This is a genomic window from Asticcacaulis sp., assembly GCF_035497195.1.
In the GTDB taxonomy this organism is placed as follows: Bacteria; Pseudomonadota; Alphaproteobacteria; order Caulobacterales; family Caulobacteraceae; genus Asticcacaulis.
In genome coordinates this window covers 610,665-627,845 of the sequence record NZ_DATJDZ010000014.1, presented here as the reverse complement: position 1 = coordinate 627,845, position 17,181 = coordinate 610,665, and the positions used below count along the sequence as shown (strand labels likewise).

Genomic DNA, 17,181 nt, shown 5'->3' with positions numbered 1-17,181 from the left:
CGCACGATGAATCGCTCCGCTGTCCGCGCCATTGCTTTCGCTCTCACGCTCGCCGTCCTGCCCGTCACGCCGGCCTTCGCAAAAGCGCCCGCAACGGCCTGGGTGCCCACCTGGTACGCCTCGCCGGAGCCATCAGGCGCGCCTGACGCCAAAATCAACGACAAAACCCTGCGCCAGATTGTACGCGTCAGCGCCGGCGGCACATCTGTGCGTTTGCGCCTCTCCAATGCCTATGGCACGACGCCGCTTAAGCTGGACGATATTCATGTGGCGAAGCGGATCAGTGGCAGCCGCATTGATACCGCTACGGATCAGAGGGTCACCTTCAATGGCCATAATGGCGTCACCGTCGCGCCCGGCGCCTATGTCCTCAGCGATCCGCTGACAATGAAGGTCTTGGCCGATTCCGACCTTGCGGTCAGCTTTTATGTGCCTGGTGAAACGCCTCTGGCAACGGTTCACGATATCCAGCGCGGGGCGCTCTATGTCGCACCGGGCCGCGCCAGCAACCTATCCGAACTGCCCGAAGCAAGGACCGATATTGGCGTCGGCAACGCCTTCCCGTGGCTGGCCGAGATCGAGGTGTCCGGCACCGATACACAGGCGATCATCACCTTCGGCGACTCGATCACCGACGGCTACGGCATTACGCCCGATCAGGGCCGCACCTGGCCGGAACTCCTGAGCCGCCGCCTGCATGAGTCAGGTATAAACGTGAGTGTCGTCAATGCCGGCCTGAGCGGCAACCGCCTGCTGCACCACGGCCAGTGGGCGCGCTTCGGCGACGGCGGGCTGGCGCGCTTCGACCGCGACGTCCTGGCCCAGCCCAATGCGTCCGCTGTCATCGTGCTGATTGGGATCAACGATCTGGGCCATGCGCAGGGACCGGGATCCGACGGCTATGTTTCCGCCGACGACCTGATCGACGGCCTCAGTCAGACGGCGGCGCGCGCCCACGAGCGCGGCCTGAAAATCTACGCCGCCACGCTTACGCCGTTCATCGGCACGGTATTCGAGGGCTATTATTCCGACGAAAAAGAAAGCCGCCGTCAGACGATCAACGCCTGGATCAGGCGCCAGACCGTCTTCGACGGCATTATCGATTTCGACAAGGCCGTTGAGGCGCCGGATGCGCCCGGTCACCTGCGCCCGGATTATGATGTCGGCGATCACCTGCACCCCAATGACGTCGGCGCGGCGGCCATGGCCGAGGCTATCCCGCTTGGCTTCTTCGACAAGAGATAGACATGGCCGCCTGGAAAGACCGCCGCCTGCTGGATTTGCTCGGGATCGACCTGCCGGTCATTCAGGCGCCGATGGCGGGCGCCAACGGCATCGAAATGGTGATCGCGGTCGGCCAGGCCGGCGGGCTTGGCTCCTTGCCCTGCGCGCTGTTGTCACCGGCGCAAGTACTTGAGGCGGCACGGCAAATCCGCGAACGGACCCGCGCCCCTTTCAACCTGAACTTCTTCTGTCATGCCGCGCCTGACTTGAATGATCCAGCGGTTCAGGCGCGCCTCGCAGACTGGCGGCGGCACCTGACGCCCTTTTATGAAGCCGCGGGACTTGCCGCCGATACACCGTTTCCGCTTTCCGGCCGCGCCCCGTTCGATGACGCCTATTGCCGCGCGGTCGAAGAGGTCAGGCCCGCCGTCGTCAGTTTCCATTTCGGTCTGCCCGCGCCGGCGTTACTCGCGCGCGTGAAAGCCACCGGGGCGAAAATCCTGTCCTCCGCCACAACGGTCGCCGAAGCGCGCTGGCTGGCAGAGCGCGGTGTGGATGCGGTCATCGCCACGGGCGCGGAAGCCGGCGGCCACCGGGCGTCTTTTCTGCAAATGGACATGTCGCGTCAGGTCGGCGCCTTCGCCCTGGCGCCGCAAATCGCCGACGCGGTATCGGTGCCGGTCATCGCCGCCGGCGGTATATCCGATGGCCGTGGCGTGGCCGCGGCGCTTGTGCTCGGCGCTTCGGCAGTTCAGGTCGGCACGGCCTACCTGCTGACGGACGAAGCGACCATTAGCGAGGCTCATCGCGCGGCGCTATTGACCACGACCGACGATGGCACGCAGATCACCAATATATTCACTGGCCGGCCGGCGCGCGGGATCATCAATCAGGCGATGCGCGACCTCGGTCCGCTGTCGCCGCTTGCCCCCGATTTTCCGTTGGCGGGCGGCGCCCTCACGCCTCTGAAATCAAGCGCGGCGCTCAATGGCGCGGCGGAATTCAGTAATCTATGGGCCGGACAGGCGGCGGCACTCGCCAGACGCACGGATGCCGCCAGCCTGACAAAGGCTCTGGCGGCGGAGGCATTGGCCCGGCTGCACGGCAGTCTCCAAAACCCATAAATCCTTATGAGTTTTGGCAAGGGCAAGCGCCCGCCGCGCACGCCTAGAAGTGTGCTAACGCTTCGCTTCTTGAGCACGGTGCGCGTATCTCTTATGAGAAAAGCATCGCTTGACCCCTACGCGGCCATGCGATGCCAGACCTCGTTATCGACCTTGCGGGTGTCGAGCTGGCCGATCTTCTGCTGTGCGAACATCAGCTCCATCGCCATCTCGTTCAGCGACTTGAAGCTGGCGTCCACGCTTTCCGATCCACCACTGGTCGACGTCACGAAAAACTGGGCGGCGTTGACGCGCGGCATTTTCATGTGAATCAGGTAAGCGAGCCGGCGGGCGCGCTCCGGATTATTGCGGTGCGCCTGAACATCCTCGGCGAACATTTCCTTACCCAGTTGCGCGATATAATCGACGCTGAGCGCGGAAAAGCGTTCGGCGTCCAGCGGCTGCATCATGCGCGTGGCGTCGACATCGAGGATAAGGTCATTCAACAGAAAATACAAAACGCTACCTGTACAGAGTTATGGTCGAGAACCACACTAGCCCAGAGGTTTTGTTATTCCGTTGAAAGATAAGGTAAACCGGCGATTCATTATATTTCGACTTTTTCAGTCAGGAAATGGCGGCCTGCTGAATCCTCAATTTCCACCACCCAGATATCCGGATCATATGTGGCCTGACGGGCGATCCAGGCATCGAGATCAGCTTCATCCTTCGTCTCGACCGGCTGCATCCACACGCTTTCCTCGCCCTTTTGCGCCTCACGCAGCACATAGGTGTCACGCGTCCGCAGGTTCAGCACCTTGACCAGCACGGCGCCGAATGACTTGTCCCCGCGCCGGGCGATGTAGGCGAAGCTGCCCGCCTGCTCGACCCGCCGCAGCAGGGCGCCCACCCAGATATCCGACGAAAGTAACATTTGGCTAACCTTGATTGGAAACGCCGTCTAAAGCGCGTTGGTCTATAAGCGATGAAAAGACATTCCTTAAAGACCATGTAAAGCCGTTTTATGAACCTTCACCCGATCGCTAAAAAGCTCGCCCTGACGGCTGCCGCCCTGACGGCGTGCATTACTGCACCGCTGGTGGCCCGGACGGCGGACGACTACACCCTGCCGGTGGTCAAACGGTATTTCATGGTCCAGGCCGACGCCCGCTGCCACCTGCTCGACGGCCCGACCAGCCAGGCGCTCAAGGCCGGCTACCTGCAAGCCCGTAACGATGCCCTGCGCGCCGGCCTCAGCATGGCCTATCTCGCCCCGTGGCTGGAAAAAGCGAAGACCGCCGCCCATCAGTCCGATTGCACAGCACCGTCGCTGATCGCCGAGGTCACGACAGCCGAGGGCGGCTTTCGCCGTTTCATCGCCGTGCCGCATCTGCAACTCAGTTCCGGCCGCACGGAATGGCTGGCCAATCGCACCTATGGCGACGATCAGATCTGGCGGCTGGTGCAATATCAAAATACCGATCAGGCCGACATGGCCTTTGGTCTGTACGGCGGCCTGCACCAGAACAGTTTCAGCCTGATGACGCACTTCAAGAACGGCGCCCGCCCTTATAGCGCCCGTCTTTTGGTGCGCAATACCGATATCGTGGCGACCGGCGTGATCAATCGCGCCCCTTATGGCCTGAGCGAAACCATGCCGGCGGGCTTTTCCGACTACAGTTCCCTGAGCTTCATGGCGCACGGCATCAGCGATGTGACGGCCGATCTGCACCCTGGCATGAAGACCAACCTGGCCGGCTTTACCCTGACCGGCAACTATGTCGGCACGCAGGGACCGGAAGCCGCCATGCGCTTCGATTTTCCCAGCCGCGCTTGGATGGCCATCGCCAGGCTCGATCCGCGTGAGGATATCGTAGTCGAATTCAACAGCGAAGACGGTCCGCGTTATGCCCGTTTCGAGGTCGGCGATTTCATAACGGGCCTGAGTTATGTCGCCCTGCCGGCGCCCTATACGCATAACCAGGTCAATACGCAGAGCTGAATTTTGGCTTGACTCATCCATAGCTGAATGACTATACGTCAATTCATAGCCAATGAGGTATGAATTGACGCTTGCAGATAATAGCTGTTCAGTAAAGTCGGTTCGATAAACTTGAAACCCGCTGAAAAGGATGGACGAATGAACCGGAGCGCCTGGATACGACAGAGTCACCGCTGGGTATCGATTGTCTTTGCGCTGACCGTCGTCGCCAATTTCGTGGCGATCGGACTGGGGCATCCGCTATTATGGCTGAACTACGTGCCGCTGCCGCCGTTGTTCTATCTGCTGGTCACCGGGCTATATATGTTCACCCTGCCCTATCTGCGGCCACGCGCAATGCCTGAGAACTGACCTCATGACTGATGAGACGCCCCCTCCCCGTCTTTCTGGCGGCAATCCGCAGATCAAAAAGGGCGATGGCGATGCCCCCGTGCAGGCCTATATTGCCGCCATGCCGGACTGGCAAAGCGCGGTCGGGCGACGTCTCGACGCGCTGATCGAGCGCACCCTCCCCGATGTGCGCAAGGCCGTCAAATGGAACTCCCCCTTCTACGGCACCACGCAGAACGGCTGGTTCCTCGGCGTCCATTGCTTCACGAAATATGTAAAGATAGCTTTCTTCCAAGGCGTCTTGCTCGATCCGCTGCCGCCCGGCACATCCAAGCAGAAGAATGTGCGCTATCTCGATATCCGCGAGACTGACCTGATCGACGAAGCGCAACTGGCCGACTGGATCAGGCAGGCCAGCCTGTTACCCGGTGATCCGGTTTAAGGCAGGTACGCCCGCTTCGAGGCCGGCGATTCGGTGGGTAAATTACGGACGTTTGTCACGTATGCGATCAGTCGCCAGATTGAGCATCCCCTGAACCATTTCATCCGGCTCAACACATCCTGAGCCGGAATGCGCATAACTTCGGAGCCTTCAGTCTTCATCCAGGCATCGCGTTTTTCATCGCGAAGTAAGGACCATTGGGATGATTGCGCGTAAACCTTGGAACCCCTTCATGCCGCCCTCTGATCCGCGACCAGATCAGCATTTCAGGCAGGGACATGTTCTGGCGTAAATGACGGGCGAATTCGCACGTATCCTCGTCCATTTTTTACCCCTCTCCCTTCGCCGTAAGGCGCCGAATTGAAACTCCCTCTGCAACAAGGGGAGCTTGGAAAATCGGCTTACGATTTTTCAAGAGGGGGTAAAAAACCACACACTCAGCTCTTCGGCGGGCGGATCACGAAATCGCTGAACCGGCTCAGACTATCCGGCGTGTGGCTGATATCTTCCAGCGGATTATGCGTCGCGTGCCTGGTGGCGTTTTGGGCCGCCCGTGCGAAAGCTTCCAGCGACTGCACCACGCCCTGCGGTTCCGGCTGGACCGGAACCGGCATGGGCAGTTCCGGCTGTTCATCCGTCTGCACCACCGGCAGGGAAACCGTCACCGTCGTGCCCTCGCCAAGGCGGCTGGACAAGATCATGCTTCCGCCCAGAAGATGCGCCATCGCCTTGACGATTGACAGGCCAAGCCCCGTCCCCATCGCCCTTAGTTCCGCCGAACCCGACTGCTCATAGGGCTGGCCGATACGGCTCAGGTCCTCGGCCGAGATACCGATGCCGGTATCGGTGATGACGATATCGACCACATCCTCGCGCTGGCTCAGGCTCAGGCGCACATCCCCGCCCTGCGGGGTGAATTTCACCGCATTCGACAGCAGGTTCAGGCAAATCTGCTTGATGGCGCGCTTGTCGGCGGTGACGGTCAGGGTCATTTCCGGCATCTGGCTGATGATATCGATGGTTTTTTCATGCGCCTGTCCGCGGATCAGCCGCAGCGCCGCCGAAACCGGTTCGCGCATGTCGAAACTTTCCAGGGTCAGCTCGTATTTCTGCGCCTCGATCTTCGACATATCCAGAACGTCGTTGATCATGTCGAGCACATGCTGGCCGGATTCCCAGATCAACTGCGCGTATTCGGCATATTTCGGCGGCAAGTCACCGAACATCTTCAGGCGCATGATGTCCGAAAAGCCGATGACCGCATTGAGCGGCGTGCGCAGTTCGTGGCTCATGCTGGCGAGGAACTGCGTCTTGCCCTGATTCAGGCTCTCGGCCTCAATCCGCGCCGCCTCCAGCGAGGCTTCGTGCGCGTGTGACAAAGACGCATCGTGCATCACGCCGTAAAGCCGGTCATCCCCCCCTTTACGCAGGGACAGCAGCACGTAATGATCCATAGCGGCGTGGGGGGTGAAGCCGATGTCGGCCCGGCCTTCCATGATGGCCGTTTCAATCGCCGCCTTGACCCCCATGCGGTCGGGCACATGGGCCGAGGCCGGCAGGCCCAGTTGCAGCAGCGCCTTGAGGTCAAGCCCCGCCGGCGCCTCGCCATAAGCCGCCACCACCCGGCCGTCGCCATCGAGGCAGATCAGCAGGCTCGGCTGTTCGGTCAGCATTTTCAGCAGGCGGTCGCGGGTGTCTTCGGCCTCATTGGCGCGCTCGGAGCGCATCCGCAGGGCCGGCAGAACGGCCAGTCCCAGTCCGGCAACGATGGAGACATTGGCGATGACCGACAGCCAGAAGCCTTCCTGTTCGTCGGGCAGCTTGATGCCGTGCCACACGCTGATCATGATGGCGAATAGGGTGACGCCGAATGCCAGTGACGCCCCCAGTGTGATCAGGGTCCGCTGATTGAGCACGACCGCCGCCAGCAGCGGCAGCGCGCACCATACCGCCAGCGGGCCGGATATGCCGCCGGTCAGCCCCACAGCCAGCAAGGCGCCCAACGACCACACCCACATCAGGGCCTGGCGCATGAACCGGCTGTCACGGCTGAGCAGGATAACACAGGCAGCGCCGGGCACGGTGATCATCACCAGCGCCGCGATAACCAGCGGTGACGCCGGCAACAACAGCAGGCCAAGCAGGCCGAACAGGCAATAGCCGGCCCAGCACAGGTGCCAGACCACGACGCTCAACCGCAGCCCCGGCAACCGAAGGCCGGGCAAGCCTTCAGCGGCATTCGGGGCTTCATCCTGAAAATAGGCTTTAAGCGACACGCCTGGTGAATTCCCTAAAGACGAACAAAGTGCGCGGGTCAAATATCCCGCCTATATAATAAGCATCTGAATTTTAGCCGGAAATATGACATTGCCCAAGCATATCCCTCACAGCGGGAGATTCCGGGGACGTCACGTTACAAAACCGGGTCTTTTTACTATGCCACAGGCCGGGGTAACCGATGCTTAATACCCCCCGCCTAAATTGAGATTTATGCCGCGCGTCCTGACCACCGCCCGGCTTTCAGGTGCAGCATGTCTTTCCCGCAGCCGGCCGAAGCGCCCAACTGGCCCCTGGAGGCCGCCCGCGAGGCGGTGGCGGAAGACGCTGCGAAAGAGTCCGCAAAACGCGCCTTCCTGCGCATGGTCAGCCACGAACTGCGCACCCCGCTCAACAGCATCATCGGCTTTGCCGACATCCTGAACCAGGAACTTTACGGCCCGCTCGGTTCGCCGCAATATATCGAATACGCCGGCATTATCCGCGACAGTGGCAAGAAGCTGCTGACCCTGTTCAACAATGTGCTCGATATAGTGCGCCTCGAAGGCGGCGGCGGGCTGAACCCGATGAACGAGCCGGTCCTGCCGATCATTGAGGAAGCGATCGGAAAACTTCAATCCCAGGCAAAGGCGAGCGGCGTCACCCTGTATAATCGCCTCGTCGATGAAGACCTGCACGCCTGGCTTGATCCGCGCGGACTGGCCGTCTGTCTTGACCACCTGCTGCGCAATGCCCTCGATTTCACCGTCGCCGGTGAAGTCGTCGAGGTCAATGCCCGGCGGGCAGACGGCTATGTCGCCCTCACCGTCTTCAATCGCGGCAATGCCCCCGATCAGAGCGAAATCGAACGTTTGATGAAGCCTTTTGAACAGGGCGAAAACGCCGAGAACCGCCGCCATGAAGGCGCCGGCCTGGGCTGGGCCGTGGTCAGGCTGAATGCCGAAGCTATGGGCGGCGCCTTCGGCGTCGTGTCGCGCAAGGGCGAAGCGTTGAAGGCGATTGTGCGGCTAAAGACGGCTTAAGATCCGAACCAGGTCGTCAGCGCGTCAGTGAGGCCCGACTGAACACCTCCTCCTACCCAGGCCACATAACCGTCGGGCCGGATCAGCACGGCGGTGGGAGGCGTAACTTCTCCAAGCACCGGAAGTGTCCACGAACCCGTATATTCGGCGTCGATCACCTTCACCCGATCGGCCCACGGCGTGATAACAAAAGCGCCGGGTTCGCCGAGATTGAGCAGCACCGGCCGGGCATAGTGCAACAGGGAGAAAACCCGCAGCGGCCCACTGGCGGCAATCAGGTCGAGATCAGGCATTCGGCGTCCGAGCAACGGATGTCCCTCGCCGCAATCATAATGAATACTCAACCCCGAAATCATTGCGGCGAATGTCTTGCGCGGCGCGTCCATGCCAAGGAGTTCCGCCATTGTATCGCGCAGAGCCTTGGTGCGATCGTCTTCGCAGCGAAGGGCGACAGCGGCCATCGTGTTACGCAGCACACGGGCGCCCACCGGGTGGCGCTCGGCGTGATAGGTATCAAGCAGGCTTTCCGGTGACGCGCCTTTTATGACCTGGGCGAGTTTCCATCCCAGATTCACCGCATCCTGCATACCGGTCTGAAGGCCCTGGCCACCATCCGGCGCATGTATATGCGCGGCATCACCAGCCAGCAGCACACGCCCCTTGCGGTAGACTTCGGCTTGCCGTGCCGCATCGGTAAACCGGGAAATAGAAGCCGGACTGTGGATACCGTAATCGGTGCCGTATACGGCGACAAGCGCCGACCTGAGATCATCCAGGGTGGGTTCGGTGACGTGCCCGACCTGCCGTTCGGTCACCAGGATGCGGACCGGCCCCTCATCCGCGTAAACTATCTCGCCGTCACGAATTTCATAATCCACCCTGCCGATGGAATGGATGCCCAAGGCATCGCGCCGGATGCCCCATTGTGGCGGCGTCTCGGACAACTCGGCCTCGGCGATCAGATTGCTGGTTGTCGGGTCCGATCCGGGGAACGCGATGCCAGCGGTTTTCCGGATCACGCTACGTCCGCCATCGCACCCAACGAGATATTGCGCCCGCAACACCTCACCGCCGGACAACTCGACATCGACGCCGGACTCGTCCTGTGTGAAATCCGTCACTTCACGTCCGCGATAAACCGGCACCGCCAATTCGGCGACCCAGCCGGCCAGTATGCGCTCGATATGGTTCTGCCAAAGGCCGAGGCTGTAAGGGTGGCGGGTCGGAAAATCACTGATGCTCAACGTAACGCCGGCGAACCCGATGGCCTGCGCCTTCTGCCCCTCCGCCAGGAACCGCCCGGCGATTCCGCGCTGATCGAAGACCTCGATGGTGCGGGCGTGCAGTCCGCCGGCGCGTGAGCCGGTGATATCCTGATTGGGGCGACGCTCGACAATGGCGACGTCAATTCCCGCCAGGGCCAGTTCGCCCGCCAGCATCAATCCGGCAGGGCCACCGCCCGCGATCACCACGGCATGTTCAGTCCGTGACTTGCTCGATTGCTGCATGTTCTTTTGGCCTCTTCCACTGAGGCTCCGCAGTCTACGCATAAAAAATGGTCTGCCAATTCTTGAACTGGACTATTTTACCCCCAGATATGAATTGAGAGAGGCACCTGCATATCGGCGCTTGAACCGCACAGCGTAAATCGACATATAGGCACCAGTTTCACAACGAGCGCCGCCATGTCCGAATTCCAATCCCGCCTGAACGACCTGCTCGATGAGTTCGAGCTGTTCGATGACTGGGAGGAGCGTTACCGCTACATCATCGATCTCGGCAAGGACCTGGCGCCGCTCAAACCGGAAGAAAAAACCGCCGCCACCAAGGTGCTGGGCTGCGCCTCGCAGGTCTGGCTGGTGATGGATAAAGGCCCGGAAGGTATTTTACGCTTTCGCGGCGAGTCCGACGCCTTTATCGTCAAGGGCCTGATCGCGGTGCTGATCCGCCTGCTTGATGGCCTGCCCTACAGCGATATTCAGGACTTCTCAATCCGCGACACCCTGGCCAAACTGGGCCTCAATGAAGCCCTGTCTTCCCAGCGCACCAACGGCCTGATGTCGATGGTCGAACGGCTGAAAAAAGCGACGGCCTGAGCCATCGCCTTTGTTTAAGCCACCATCTCCATCAGATTGGTGCTGAGCAGTTTAACATCGAACGGGTCAGGCGCACTTTTCAGGCACATTTCCAGATGCTCCAGCCGGGCATCGAATGACCGGTCATCGCGCAAATCCTCGACCAGCCGGCAGGCATAACCTGCCGTCGTCCGATCACGGCCGAAAGCAGCGCCGATCCGCGCCAGCGGCCATTCAAAACTGACATAGGCAAGGTACATCGCAACCTGCCGCGCCCGCGCCGCACGGGCCTGACCGCGGGTTGCGCTGCGGATCTGCGCCGCCGGCACACCGGTCGCCAGCGCCACCAGGTCCATCACGAACAGCGCCCGCGCCACATCACGCCGCAAACCATCGGCCCGCACCTGCGGACGGCTGCCACGCATCTCCAAAACACTCGCTGTACTTTGTGCCTTTATCATCTTAACTCCCATCGCCCGCTGGCCGTGTTTAACCCACGGACAAATCATAAGCGCGCCCCACGACGAGAGGATAACTTTCCTATTTAAAAATGTGAATAGGTATAATTTCCTTTTTTACGCGCGTTTATGTAGTTAATTTATATAAATATAATTCAAGTTGTATTTTTATTTGGCGCGCGCCAGAAGCGGGCATTAGCCGCCAAATGACTTAGGGATAAAAACAGTTTGAAGAGCGGACAACCACCGTATCCAGCGGATTTTATGCTCGTGACGCGTGCTTTTTAAGCTGAGCGGATACCGGATTGCAGCAGATCGACCTTGCCGATCAGCGCATCATGTCCAAGGATCATATCGACATTGACGCCATCCGACGCCAGCGGCAAACGCAACCAGAACAGGCTTAAGCCCTTGGCGCCGCGCCAGGCCATCGAATGCAGGCCGACATTGGGCTTGCCGGTCTCAACCACTAAGGTCAGGTGTTCGGCCCAGTATTGCGCTTCGGGTTCGGTATAGATGCTGTCGAGCCGCTTGCCGGTGATCTCCTCGCCGTAGGCGGCGAAAAGCTCGGTGCCGGCCAGGCGCTGGCGGAAACCTTCGGGGTTATTTTCAGGATTTGGCGTCAGTACATCGATCAGGCTAATGGTCGGCAGGCGGCGCTTGATCGCCGCCGGGTCGAGATCTTGCCGTGAGGGCAACCTGCCGCACCGACGCAGACTCTTCCAGTAACGAAAGATGTCCTCATGCGAGCGCAGGGCCGCCAACATATCGGAAGCTAAACCAGCCATAAGTAAAAGTTCGTTTGCCCCTTCGCTAAAACCATTTCCATTGGACAAACCAAGGATAAGGCTCTCGCATTTACACCTACAAAATAGAACAAGACGCGAACACTTGAATCAAGTCTGTATAAAACAGCCCATGCCCGCGAATCACCCAAATTCACCTTCTCTTAACTGGTGAATCCTTGGCAAGCAAAAAAGGGTTAACGCAGACTTTATCCAGAACCCATTAATCCGTTTATTCATGGGGATTAATGAGATTTGGCGACCATATCTCCGTCACGGGCACCTTCGCTTTTATTTTAAATACGGCCAAATTGAGTCATATTGGCCACAGTAAAATATTGCCGATCCTCTGGATAAAAACGATCCGCAAATAAAAACCCCGGCCAACAGGACCGGGGTTTTTAAAATTCTCAATTCGGCAAGGTTTAGACCTTGGCGACGCGGGGCTTGCGGGTGACCTGACGGCCGCCCTGACCGAGGCCCATTTGCTTGGCCAGATCCGAACGCGCCTTGGCGTAGTTCGGGGCGACCATCGGATAATCCTTCGGCAGGTTCCACTTGGCGCGGTAATCCTCGGGACTCATGCCATACTTGGTGCGCAGGTGACGCTTCAGCGACTTGAATTTGCGGCCGTCTTCGAGGCAGATAATAAAGTCGGAAGAAATCGATTTCTTGACCGAAACAGCCGGTTCCTTGGGCGCTTCGATCTTGGTCTCTTCACCGGAAGAAATAGAGTTGAGCGCAGCATAGACGCTTTGGATCAGCGAAGGCAGTTCGCTGGCCGGTACGGAGTTATTACCGACAAAGGCAGAAACGATATCCGCCGTCATGTCTAAGGTATCCGTCTTGCTTTCCATTATATTATCCTTTGCACTTTGTCGACTTTACCTAAGCCACTGCTTTGCAATGTTCAAGCCTTATCGTCAAAAAAAACGCATCCCGCTCAGATGTAAGCGGCGGATTACTTGACACATGGAGAATTAAAGACAGTTCAGAGAGACTTATCAGGACTGCAAACTATAGATACATCCTGTTTTCCGGGCGCTCTACCCCTTTAAATCTTGCGCGAAAGCGAGCATGGCCGCGCGTTGCGGCACGCTCAGCGAATCGAGATCGACATCTTCGCCTGAAGATATGGCGCGCAGCATGACGTGCGTCAGGGCCGACGACAGCGACCAGTTCCAGTAACGCAGCACGGTCTGGGCGCGATCAACCGCCAGGATATCATAGGTGATCAACACTTCGGCGAGGTGCGGGTGCATGAGGCCTTCCGCTGTGCGCAGCGGACGGCGCAGGGCTTTCCACAAGGCCTTGAGCGCTTTCTTGGAGAGGCCGGTCGCCTTGCACAGCACGGCCAGGCCTTCACCGCCGCGATCGCGCATCAGCTTGGCGCCGGTGGCCGGCTTGATGCCCGACATGTAGGAAATTTCTTCGGCCATGTGGCGCGTCATGCCCAGCCGCGCCGCCTCGGCGATGGCGGCTTCCAGCGAGGCGTAGGGGCTTTTCTCCAGCGCCTCACGGTTACGCTGGCGGCGTTCGATGAATTGCAGCGCCTTGCGGGCCAGCGGGTCCTGCCACTTTTCAGCGGCCATCATGGCGAAGACATCCGACGCCATATCCTGCATGATTTCACGATTGACGCCAAAGCGGGTCAGGATCAGACGGCGGCTGTCAGCCTCCGCCCACCAGAAGAGCACATAGGCCGAGGATGGGCGCAGTTCGGCGCGCTTCATGATCAGAGGAATGAGCTGCGAGTAGTTCTGGCTCATGGCCACCGCCGCCTCAAGCGCCGGCTGCGACAGGCGCGCCCGCTGGTTTTTCAGCAGGGTCTCGATGACCGGAATATTTTCGGTATCGACCAGATATTCGCACAGGATGCTCGACAGTTCCTTGCGCGTGGCCAGAAGCATATGGTGATGGTGATTGCCGAACTTCGCACAATAATAAAGATCGGCGTCGCTGAGGGATTCGCAGTCCTCGATCAGCGGCCGCGCCACCTCGGCATCGTCGGTGATCAGCATCCGGATCAGCGAATTGGGAATTTCCGCCAGGATACTGACCCGTTTGGCGACGCGCATCCGGTCGTGCAGCGCCGATTCCCGCAGCATCTCGACCAGCAGGTCGGCGGTGACGGCGCGCTCGAAGGCGTTGATCCGGCTTTCCGGCAGGCAGACCACATCGGCCAGGCGTCTCAGCAGGACATGGCGCGCCTGGTTTTTCGGCTGCGGCGCCTCGGCGATGATATCGTCGAAAATCTGATCCAGTTCAGCGGATTGCGCCGCATCAACACCTTCGCCAATCGAGGCCTCATCGGCTTCGGACAGGGAATCGGCGCGGGCGAGGGAACTGACCATGCCGGCATCATCGCCTGCATCCGTTAATCTTTTGTTGTTTTGGCCGGAACTCGATCCTTTTTGGCGGGAAAACCCTCTGGAGATTTTACGGTCTTTGCGACATCTTCCGCGCATTGTTAGCGCTCACGGAAAGATGCTCCCATGTCCAATACCCAATACGAACTGCATATCGGCAACAAGAACTATTCGTCATGGTCGCTGCGTCCGTGGATCCTGCTGAAGGCGCTCGATATCCCCTTCATCGAGCACCAGCACTATTTCACGCCCGACAACAGCGCCTTCAAGGCGTTTTCGCCAACCGCCCTGGTGCCCTGCCTGATCGATAACAAGACCGCCGTCTGGGATTCGCTGGCCATCGCCGAATATATCTACGAAGACCACTCCGCCGTCTGGCCTGCCAACCGCGAGGCGCGCAGCTTCGCCCGCTCGGCGGCAGCGGAAATGCACGCCGGTTTCAGCGCCCTGCGCAATCTGTGTTCGATGAACGTCGGCATCCGCGTCAAGATGTTCGACACCCCGCCCGCCCTGATCCGCGACCTGGCCCGCATCGATGAGATCTGGCGCAGCGGCCTCGCCAATTTCGGCGGTCCGTTTCTCGCCGGCGGCCAGTTCACGGCGGTGGACGCCTTCTATGCGCCGGTGGTTTTCCGTATCCAGACCTATGGCATAGGCTTCGACCTCAGCAAGGAGGCCCGTGCCTATGTCGATTTCATGCTGCAACACCCCGCCATGAAAGAGTGGTATGCCGCCGGCATCGCCGAAACCGAACGCGACGCCGCGCATGAGGCCGAAATCACAGCGGCCGGCGAGGTAATCGCCGACTACCGCGCCAAATAACTTGCTCAAAAAAATCGTACATTTTAAGCTCCCGGAAAACGATAATTACCGGGAGCTTTTTCATGTCACGATATCTGCTGGCCGCCAGCCTCATCGCTTTATCTGCCGCGACGGCTCACGCTGAAACCGTCACCGTCGCATCGCCCGATGGCCGCAATATCGTGACCGTGGACAGTGACAAGCTGACCTATGCCGTCAGCCGCGACGGCAAAGCGGTCATCGATCCGTCGCCGCTGGGCCTGAACCTGGATATCGCCTCCGTGGGCGCCGGTGCGCAATATACCAATCACACCGGCATCGAGGTCAACGAAACCTGGGACATCGTCGTCGGCAAGGCCGATACAGCGCCGGATCACTACAACCAGTCGGACCTCGCCTTCACTACCGACAAAGGTTTCAAATTCGATATCATCGTTCGTGCCTATAATGAGGGCATAGCCTTCCGTTATGCCGTGCCGGAACAGCCCGGCGTCAGCGATTTCAAGGTGATGAACGAGGCGACGCAGTTCAATTTCCCGAAGGATTACGATTGCTGGGGCGCCAATATGGGCCGCTTCGACAGCAGTTTCGAGGCCGAATACGATCAGGTCAAAGCCTCGAAGATCCGCAACTTCAATAACTATATGGCGCCGCTGGTCTGCAAGACAGGTGACGCGCAAACCACCTTCGCCATCGCCGAATCCGACGTCAAGGACTATCCGGGCTTTTATCTTTCCGGCCGCGGTGATGCCGGTCTGGGCGTTATGGTCACCCTGCCGCCGCGCTTCGACAACGACCGCAATTTCCGATTCAAGCAATCCGTCTCGGCCAAGGTGCATATGTCCGGCAAGGGCTTCCAGACACCGTGGCGCGCGGTCATGCTGGGCGATATGCCGGGCGACCTGACCGCCTCCACCCTGATCCCGACCCTGGCCACCCCCTCGCAGATCAAGGATACAAGCTGGATCAGGCCCGCCAAGACCTCATGGGACTGGTGGAACGACTGGGCGCTTGATATGCCGAACGCCGGCATCAATACCGAAACCTACAAGGCCTTCGTCGATTTCTCGAAGGAGATGAAGCTCGATGATATCCTGATCGATGAAGGCTGGTCGGTCGGCAGCGATATCGAACCCAATCCGGCGGCCGATGTCACGAAAGCCAAACCGGTGGTCGACATGCCGGAACTGCTGGCCTATGCGAAATCCAAAGGCGTCGGCGTCTGGCTGTGGGTGCAGTGGCAGCAACTCGACAATCAGATGGATGCGGCGCTGACGCAATATGAGGCCTGGGGGGTCAAGGGCATCAAGGTCGATTTCATGAACCGCAACGATCAGGAGATGGTCGACTGGTATCACAAGGTTCTGGAGAAGGCGGCGGCACATCATATCATGGTCGATCTGCATGGCGCCTACCCGCCAAATGGCCTGGCCCGCACCTGGCCGAACTACATCACCCAGGAAGGCGTGCTGGGCGCCGAGAATAACAAGTGGAGCGCCCGCATCACGGCAACGCATAATGTCACCCTGCCCTTTACGCGCATGATTTTGGGGCCGATGGACTATACCCCCGGCGGTTTCCGTTCGCTGACACCGGCCGATTTCAGGACGCAGCAGCGCTATCATGCGCCGTTCGTGCAGACGACGCGCGGCCAGGCCGTAGCCATGTATGTGGTCTATGACAGCCCGTTCCAGATGGTCTCCGACAGTCCGGACGCGTATAAAAACGCTGACGGCACCTGGGCGGATGGCGCCGAATTTATCCAACAGGTGCCGACCTCGTGGGACGAAACCCGCGTCCTGGCCGGCGATATCGGGCAATATATCGTCACCGCCCGCCGCAAGGGCAACACCTGGTATATCGGCGCCATGACCAACGAAGACGGCCGCACGATCGAGGTGCCGCTGAGCTTCCTCGGTCAGGACGAATATAGCGTGCATGTCCGGCAGGATAGCGCGGATGTCAACCATCTGACGGCGTCGGATATCACCGTAGACGCTGGCAAAAGCCTGACGCTGACGCTTGCCCCTTCCGGCGGCGCGGTGGCGGTGATTGCCCCAAATGCCAAGGGTAAAAAGAAGATCAAGGCGGTCATGAAGTAAGAAACCCCACCACCAAAGCGCAAGAGCGCTTCGGTCCCCCTCCCCGACAAGCGGGGGAGGTACAGAAAGAAGCATTTCAATTCTTGTACCTCCCCATCTAGAGGGGGAGTGGGACCGCGCCATTCTTCATGGCGTGGTGGTGGGGTATCTTGCTTCACTTTCCCCTCGCACCCGCGAAACAAAAGCCGTAT

Annotated in this window: 18 protein-coding genes; 9 read left to right on the top strand and 9 right to left on the bottom strand. The window is 59.6% G+C overall.

What is annotated here, in order from left to right:
- Positions 1-6: 6 nt before the first annotated feature.
- Positions 7-1,245, top strand: a complete 1,239-nt coding sequence (locus VL130_RS07055) for an SGNH/GDSL hydrolase family protein (protein ID WP_325362041.1) — start codon at positions 7-9, stop codon at positions 1,243-1,245.
- 2 nt (positions 1,246-1,247) lie between these two features.
- Positions 1,248-2,348, top strand: coding sequence for a nitronate monooxygenase (locus VL130_RS07050; protein ID WP_325362040.1), 1,101 nt, complete (start codon positions 1,248-1,250; stop codon positions 2,346-2,348).
- A gap of 116 nt (positions 2,349-2,464) precedes the next feature.
- Here VL130_RS07050 and VL130_RS07045 read toward each other — a convergent pair whose 3' ends face one another.
- Positions 2,465-2,833 (bottom strand): hypothetical protein, encoded by a 369-nt coding sequence (locus VL130_RS07045; RefSeq protein WP_325362038.1) that lies wholly within the window; start codon positions 2,831-2,833, stop codon positions 2,465-2,467.
- 101 nt (positions 2,834-2,934) lie between these two features.
- Entirely contained in the window at positions 2,935-3,261 is a 327-nt protein-coding gene (locus VL130_RS07040; RefSeq protein ID WP_325362037.1) for a DUF1491 family protein, read from the bottom strand.
- 90 nt (positions 3,262-3,351) lie between these two features.
- Here VL130_RS07040 and VL130_RS07035 point away from each other — a divergent pair, with 90 nt between their 5' ends.
- From VL130_RS07035 to VL130_RS07025, 3 genes are all read left to right on the top strand, one after another.
- A complete protein-coding gene (locus VL130_RS07035; protein ID WP_325362036.1) occupies positions 3,352-4,329 on the top strand; it encodes a hypothetical protein in 978 nt (325 codons plus the stop codon).
- Between the two features lie 138 nt (positions 4,330-4,467).
- Positions 4,468-4,680: a hypothetical protein gene (locus VL130_RS07030; protein ID WP_325362035.1), complete on the top strand. Its 213-nt coding sequence runs from the start codon at positions 4,468-4,470 to the stop codon at positions 4,678-4,680.
- Positions 4,681-4,684: 4 nt separating this feature from the next.
- Positions 4,685-5,101: a DUF1801 domain-containing protein gene (locus VL130_RS07025; protein ID WP_325362034.1), complete on the top strand. Its 417-nt coding sequence runs from the start codon at positions 4,685-4,687 to the stop codon at positions 5,099-5,101.
- A 157-nt stretch (positions 5,102-5,258) separates the two neighbouring features.
- Here VL130_RS07025 and VL130_RS07020 read toward each other — a convergent pair whose 3' ends face one another.
- Both VL130_RS07020 and VL130_RS07015 read right to left on the bottom strand, forming a co-directional pair.
- On the bottom strand, positions 5,259-5,426 hold the full coding sequence (locus VL130_RS07020; protein ID WP_325362033.1) for a DUF559 domain-containing protein: 168 nt from the start codon (positions 5,424-5,426) through the stop codon (positions 5,259-5,261).
- A gap of 112 nt (positions 5,427-5,538) precedes the next feature.
- A complete protein-coding gene (locus VL130_RS07015; protein WP_325362032.1) occupies positions 5,539-7,377 on the bottom strand; it encodes a HAMP domain-containing sensor histidine kinase in 1,839 nt (612 codons plus the stop codon).
- Positions 7,378-7,632: 255 nt separating this feature from the next.
- Between VL130_RS07015 and VL130_RS07010 the strand changes: the two genes are divergently transcribed.
- Positions 7,633-8,400: a HAMP domain-containing sensor histidine kinase gene (locus tag VL130_RS07010; protein ID WP_325362031.1), complete on the top strand. Its 768-nt coding sequence runs from the start codon at positions 7,633-7,635 to the stop codon at positions 8,398-8,400.
- Here the strand turns inward: VL130_RS07010 and VL130_RS07005 are convergent.
- Complete coding sequence (locus VL130_RS07005; protein ID WP_325362030.1) at positions 8,397-9,908, bottom strand: FAD-dependent monooxygenase; 1,512 nt, start codon at positions 9,906-9,908, stop codon at positions 8,397-8,399. The two genes, VL130_RS07010 and VL130_RS07005, sit on opposite strands and share 4 nt — an antisense overlap.
- Positions 9,909-10,085: 177 nt before the next feature.
- Here VL130_RS07005 and VL130_RS07000 point away from each other — a divergent pair, with 177 nt between their 5' ends.
- A complete protein-coding gene (locus VL130_RS07000) occupies positions 10,086-10,496 on the top strand; it encodes a SufE family protein (protein WP_325362029.1) in 411 nt (136 codons plus the stop codon).
- A gap of 14 nt (positions 10,497-10,510) precedes the next feature.
- Here the strand turns inward: VL130_RS07000 and VL130_RS06995 are convergent, their stop codons facing one another.
- From VL130_RS06995 to VL130_RS06980, 4 genes are all read right to left on the bottom strand, one after another.
- Entirely contained in the window at positions 10,511-10,936 is a 426-nt protein-coding gene (locus VL130_RS06995) for a helix-turn-helix domain-containing protein (RefSeq protein WP_325362028.1), read from the bottom strand.
- Between the two features lie 281 nt (positions 10,937-11,217).
- Positions 11,218-11,721, bottom strand: a complete 504-nt coding sequence (locus tag VL130_RS06990) for a PAS domain-containing protein (RefSeq protein ID WP_325362027.1) — start codon at positions 11,719-11,721, stop codon at positions 11,218-11,220.
- Positions 11,722-12,143: 422 nt separating this feature from the next.
- Positions 12,144-12,575: a MucR family transcriptional regulator gene (locus VL130_RS06985; RefSeq protein ID WP_325362026.1), complete on the bottom strand. Its 432-nt coding sequence runs from the start codon at positions 12,573-12,575 to the stop codon at positions 12,144-12,146.
- Positions 12,576-12,764: 189 nt separating this feature from the next.
- Positions 12,765-14,072 (bottom strand): DUF2336 domain-containing protein, encoded by a 1,308-nt coding sequence (locus VL130_RS06980; RefSeq protein WP_325362024.1) that lies wholly within the window; start codon positions 14,070-14,072, stop codon positions 12,765-12,767.
- A 141-nt stretch (positions 14,073-14,213) separates the two neighbouring features.
- Here VL130_RS06980 and VL130_RS06975 point away from each other — a divergent pair, with 141 nt between their 5' ends.
- The gene (locus tag VL130_RS06975; RefSeq protein ID WP_325362022.1) at positions 14,214-14,909 is read left to right on the top strand and encodes a glutathione S-transferase family protein; all 696 of its coding nucleotides are present in this window, start codon (positions 14,214-14,216) and stop codon (positions 14,907-14,909) included.
- 62 nt (positions 14,910-14,971) lie between these two features.
- The gene (locus tag VL130_RS06970) at positions 14,972-16,990 is read left to right on the top strand and encodes a glycoside hydrolase family 97 protein (protein ID WP_325362021.1); all 2,019 of its coding nucleotides are present in this window, start codon (positions 14,972-14,974) and stop codon (positions 16,988-16,990) included.
- Positions 16,991-17,181 lie beyond the last annotated feature (191 nt).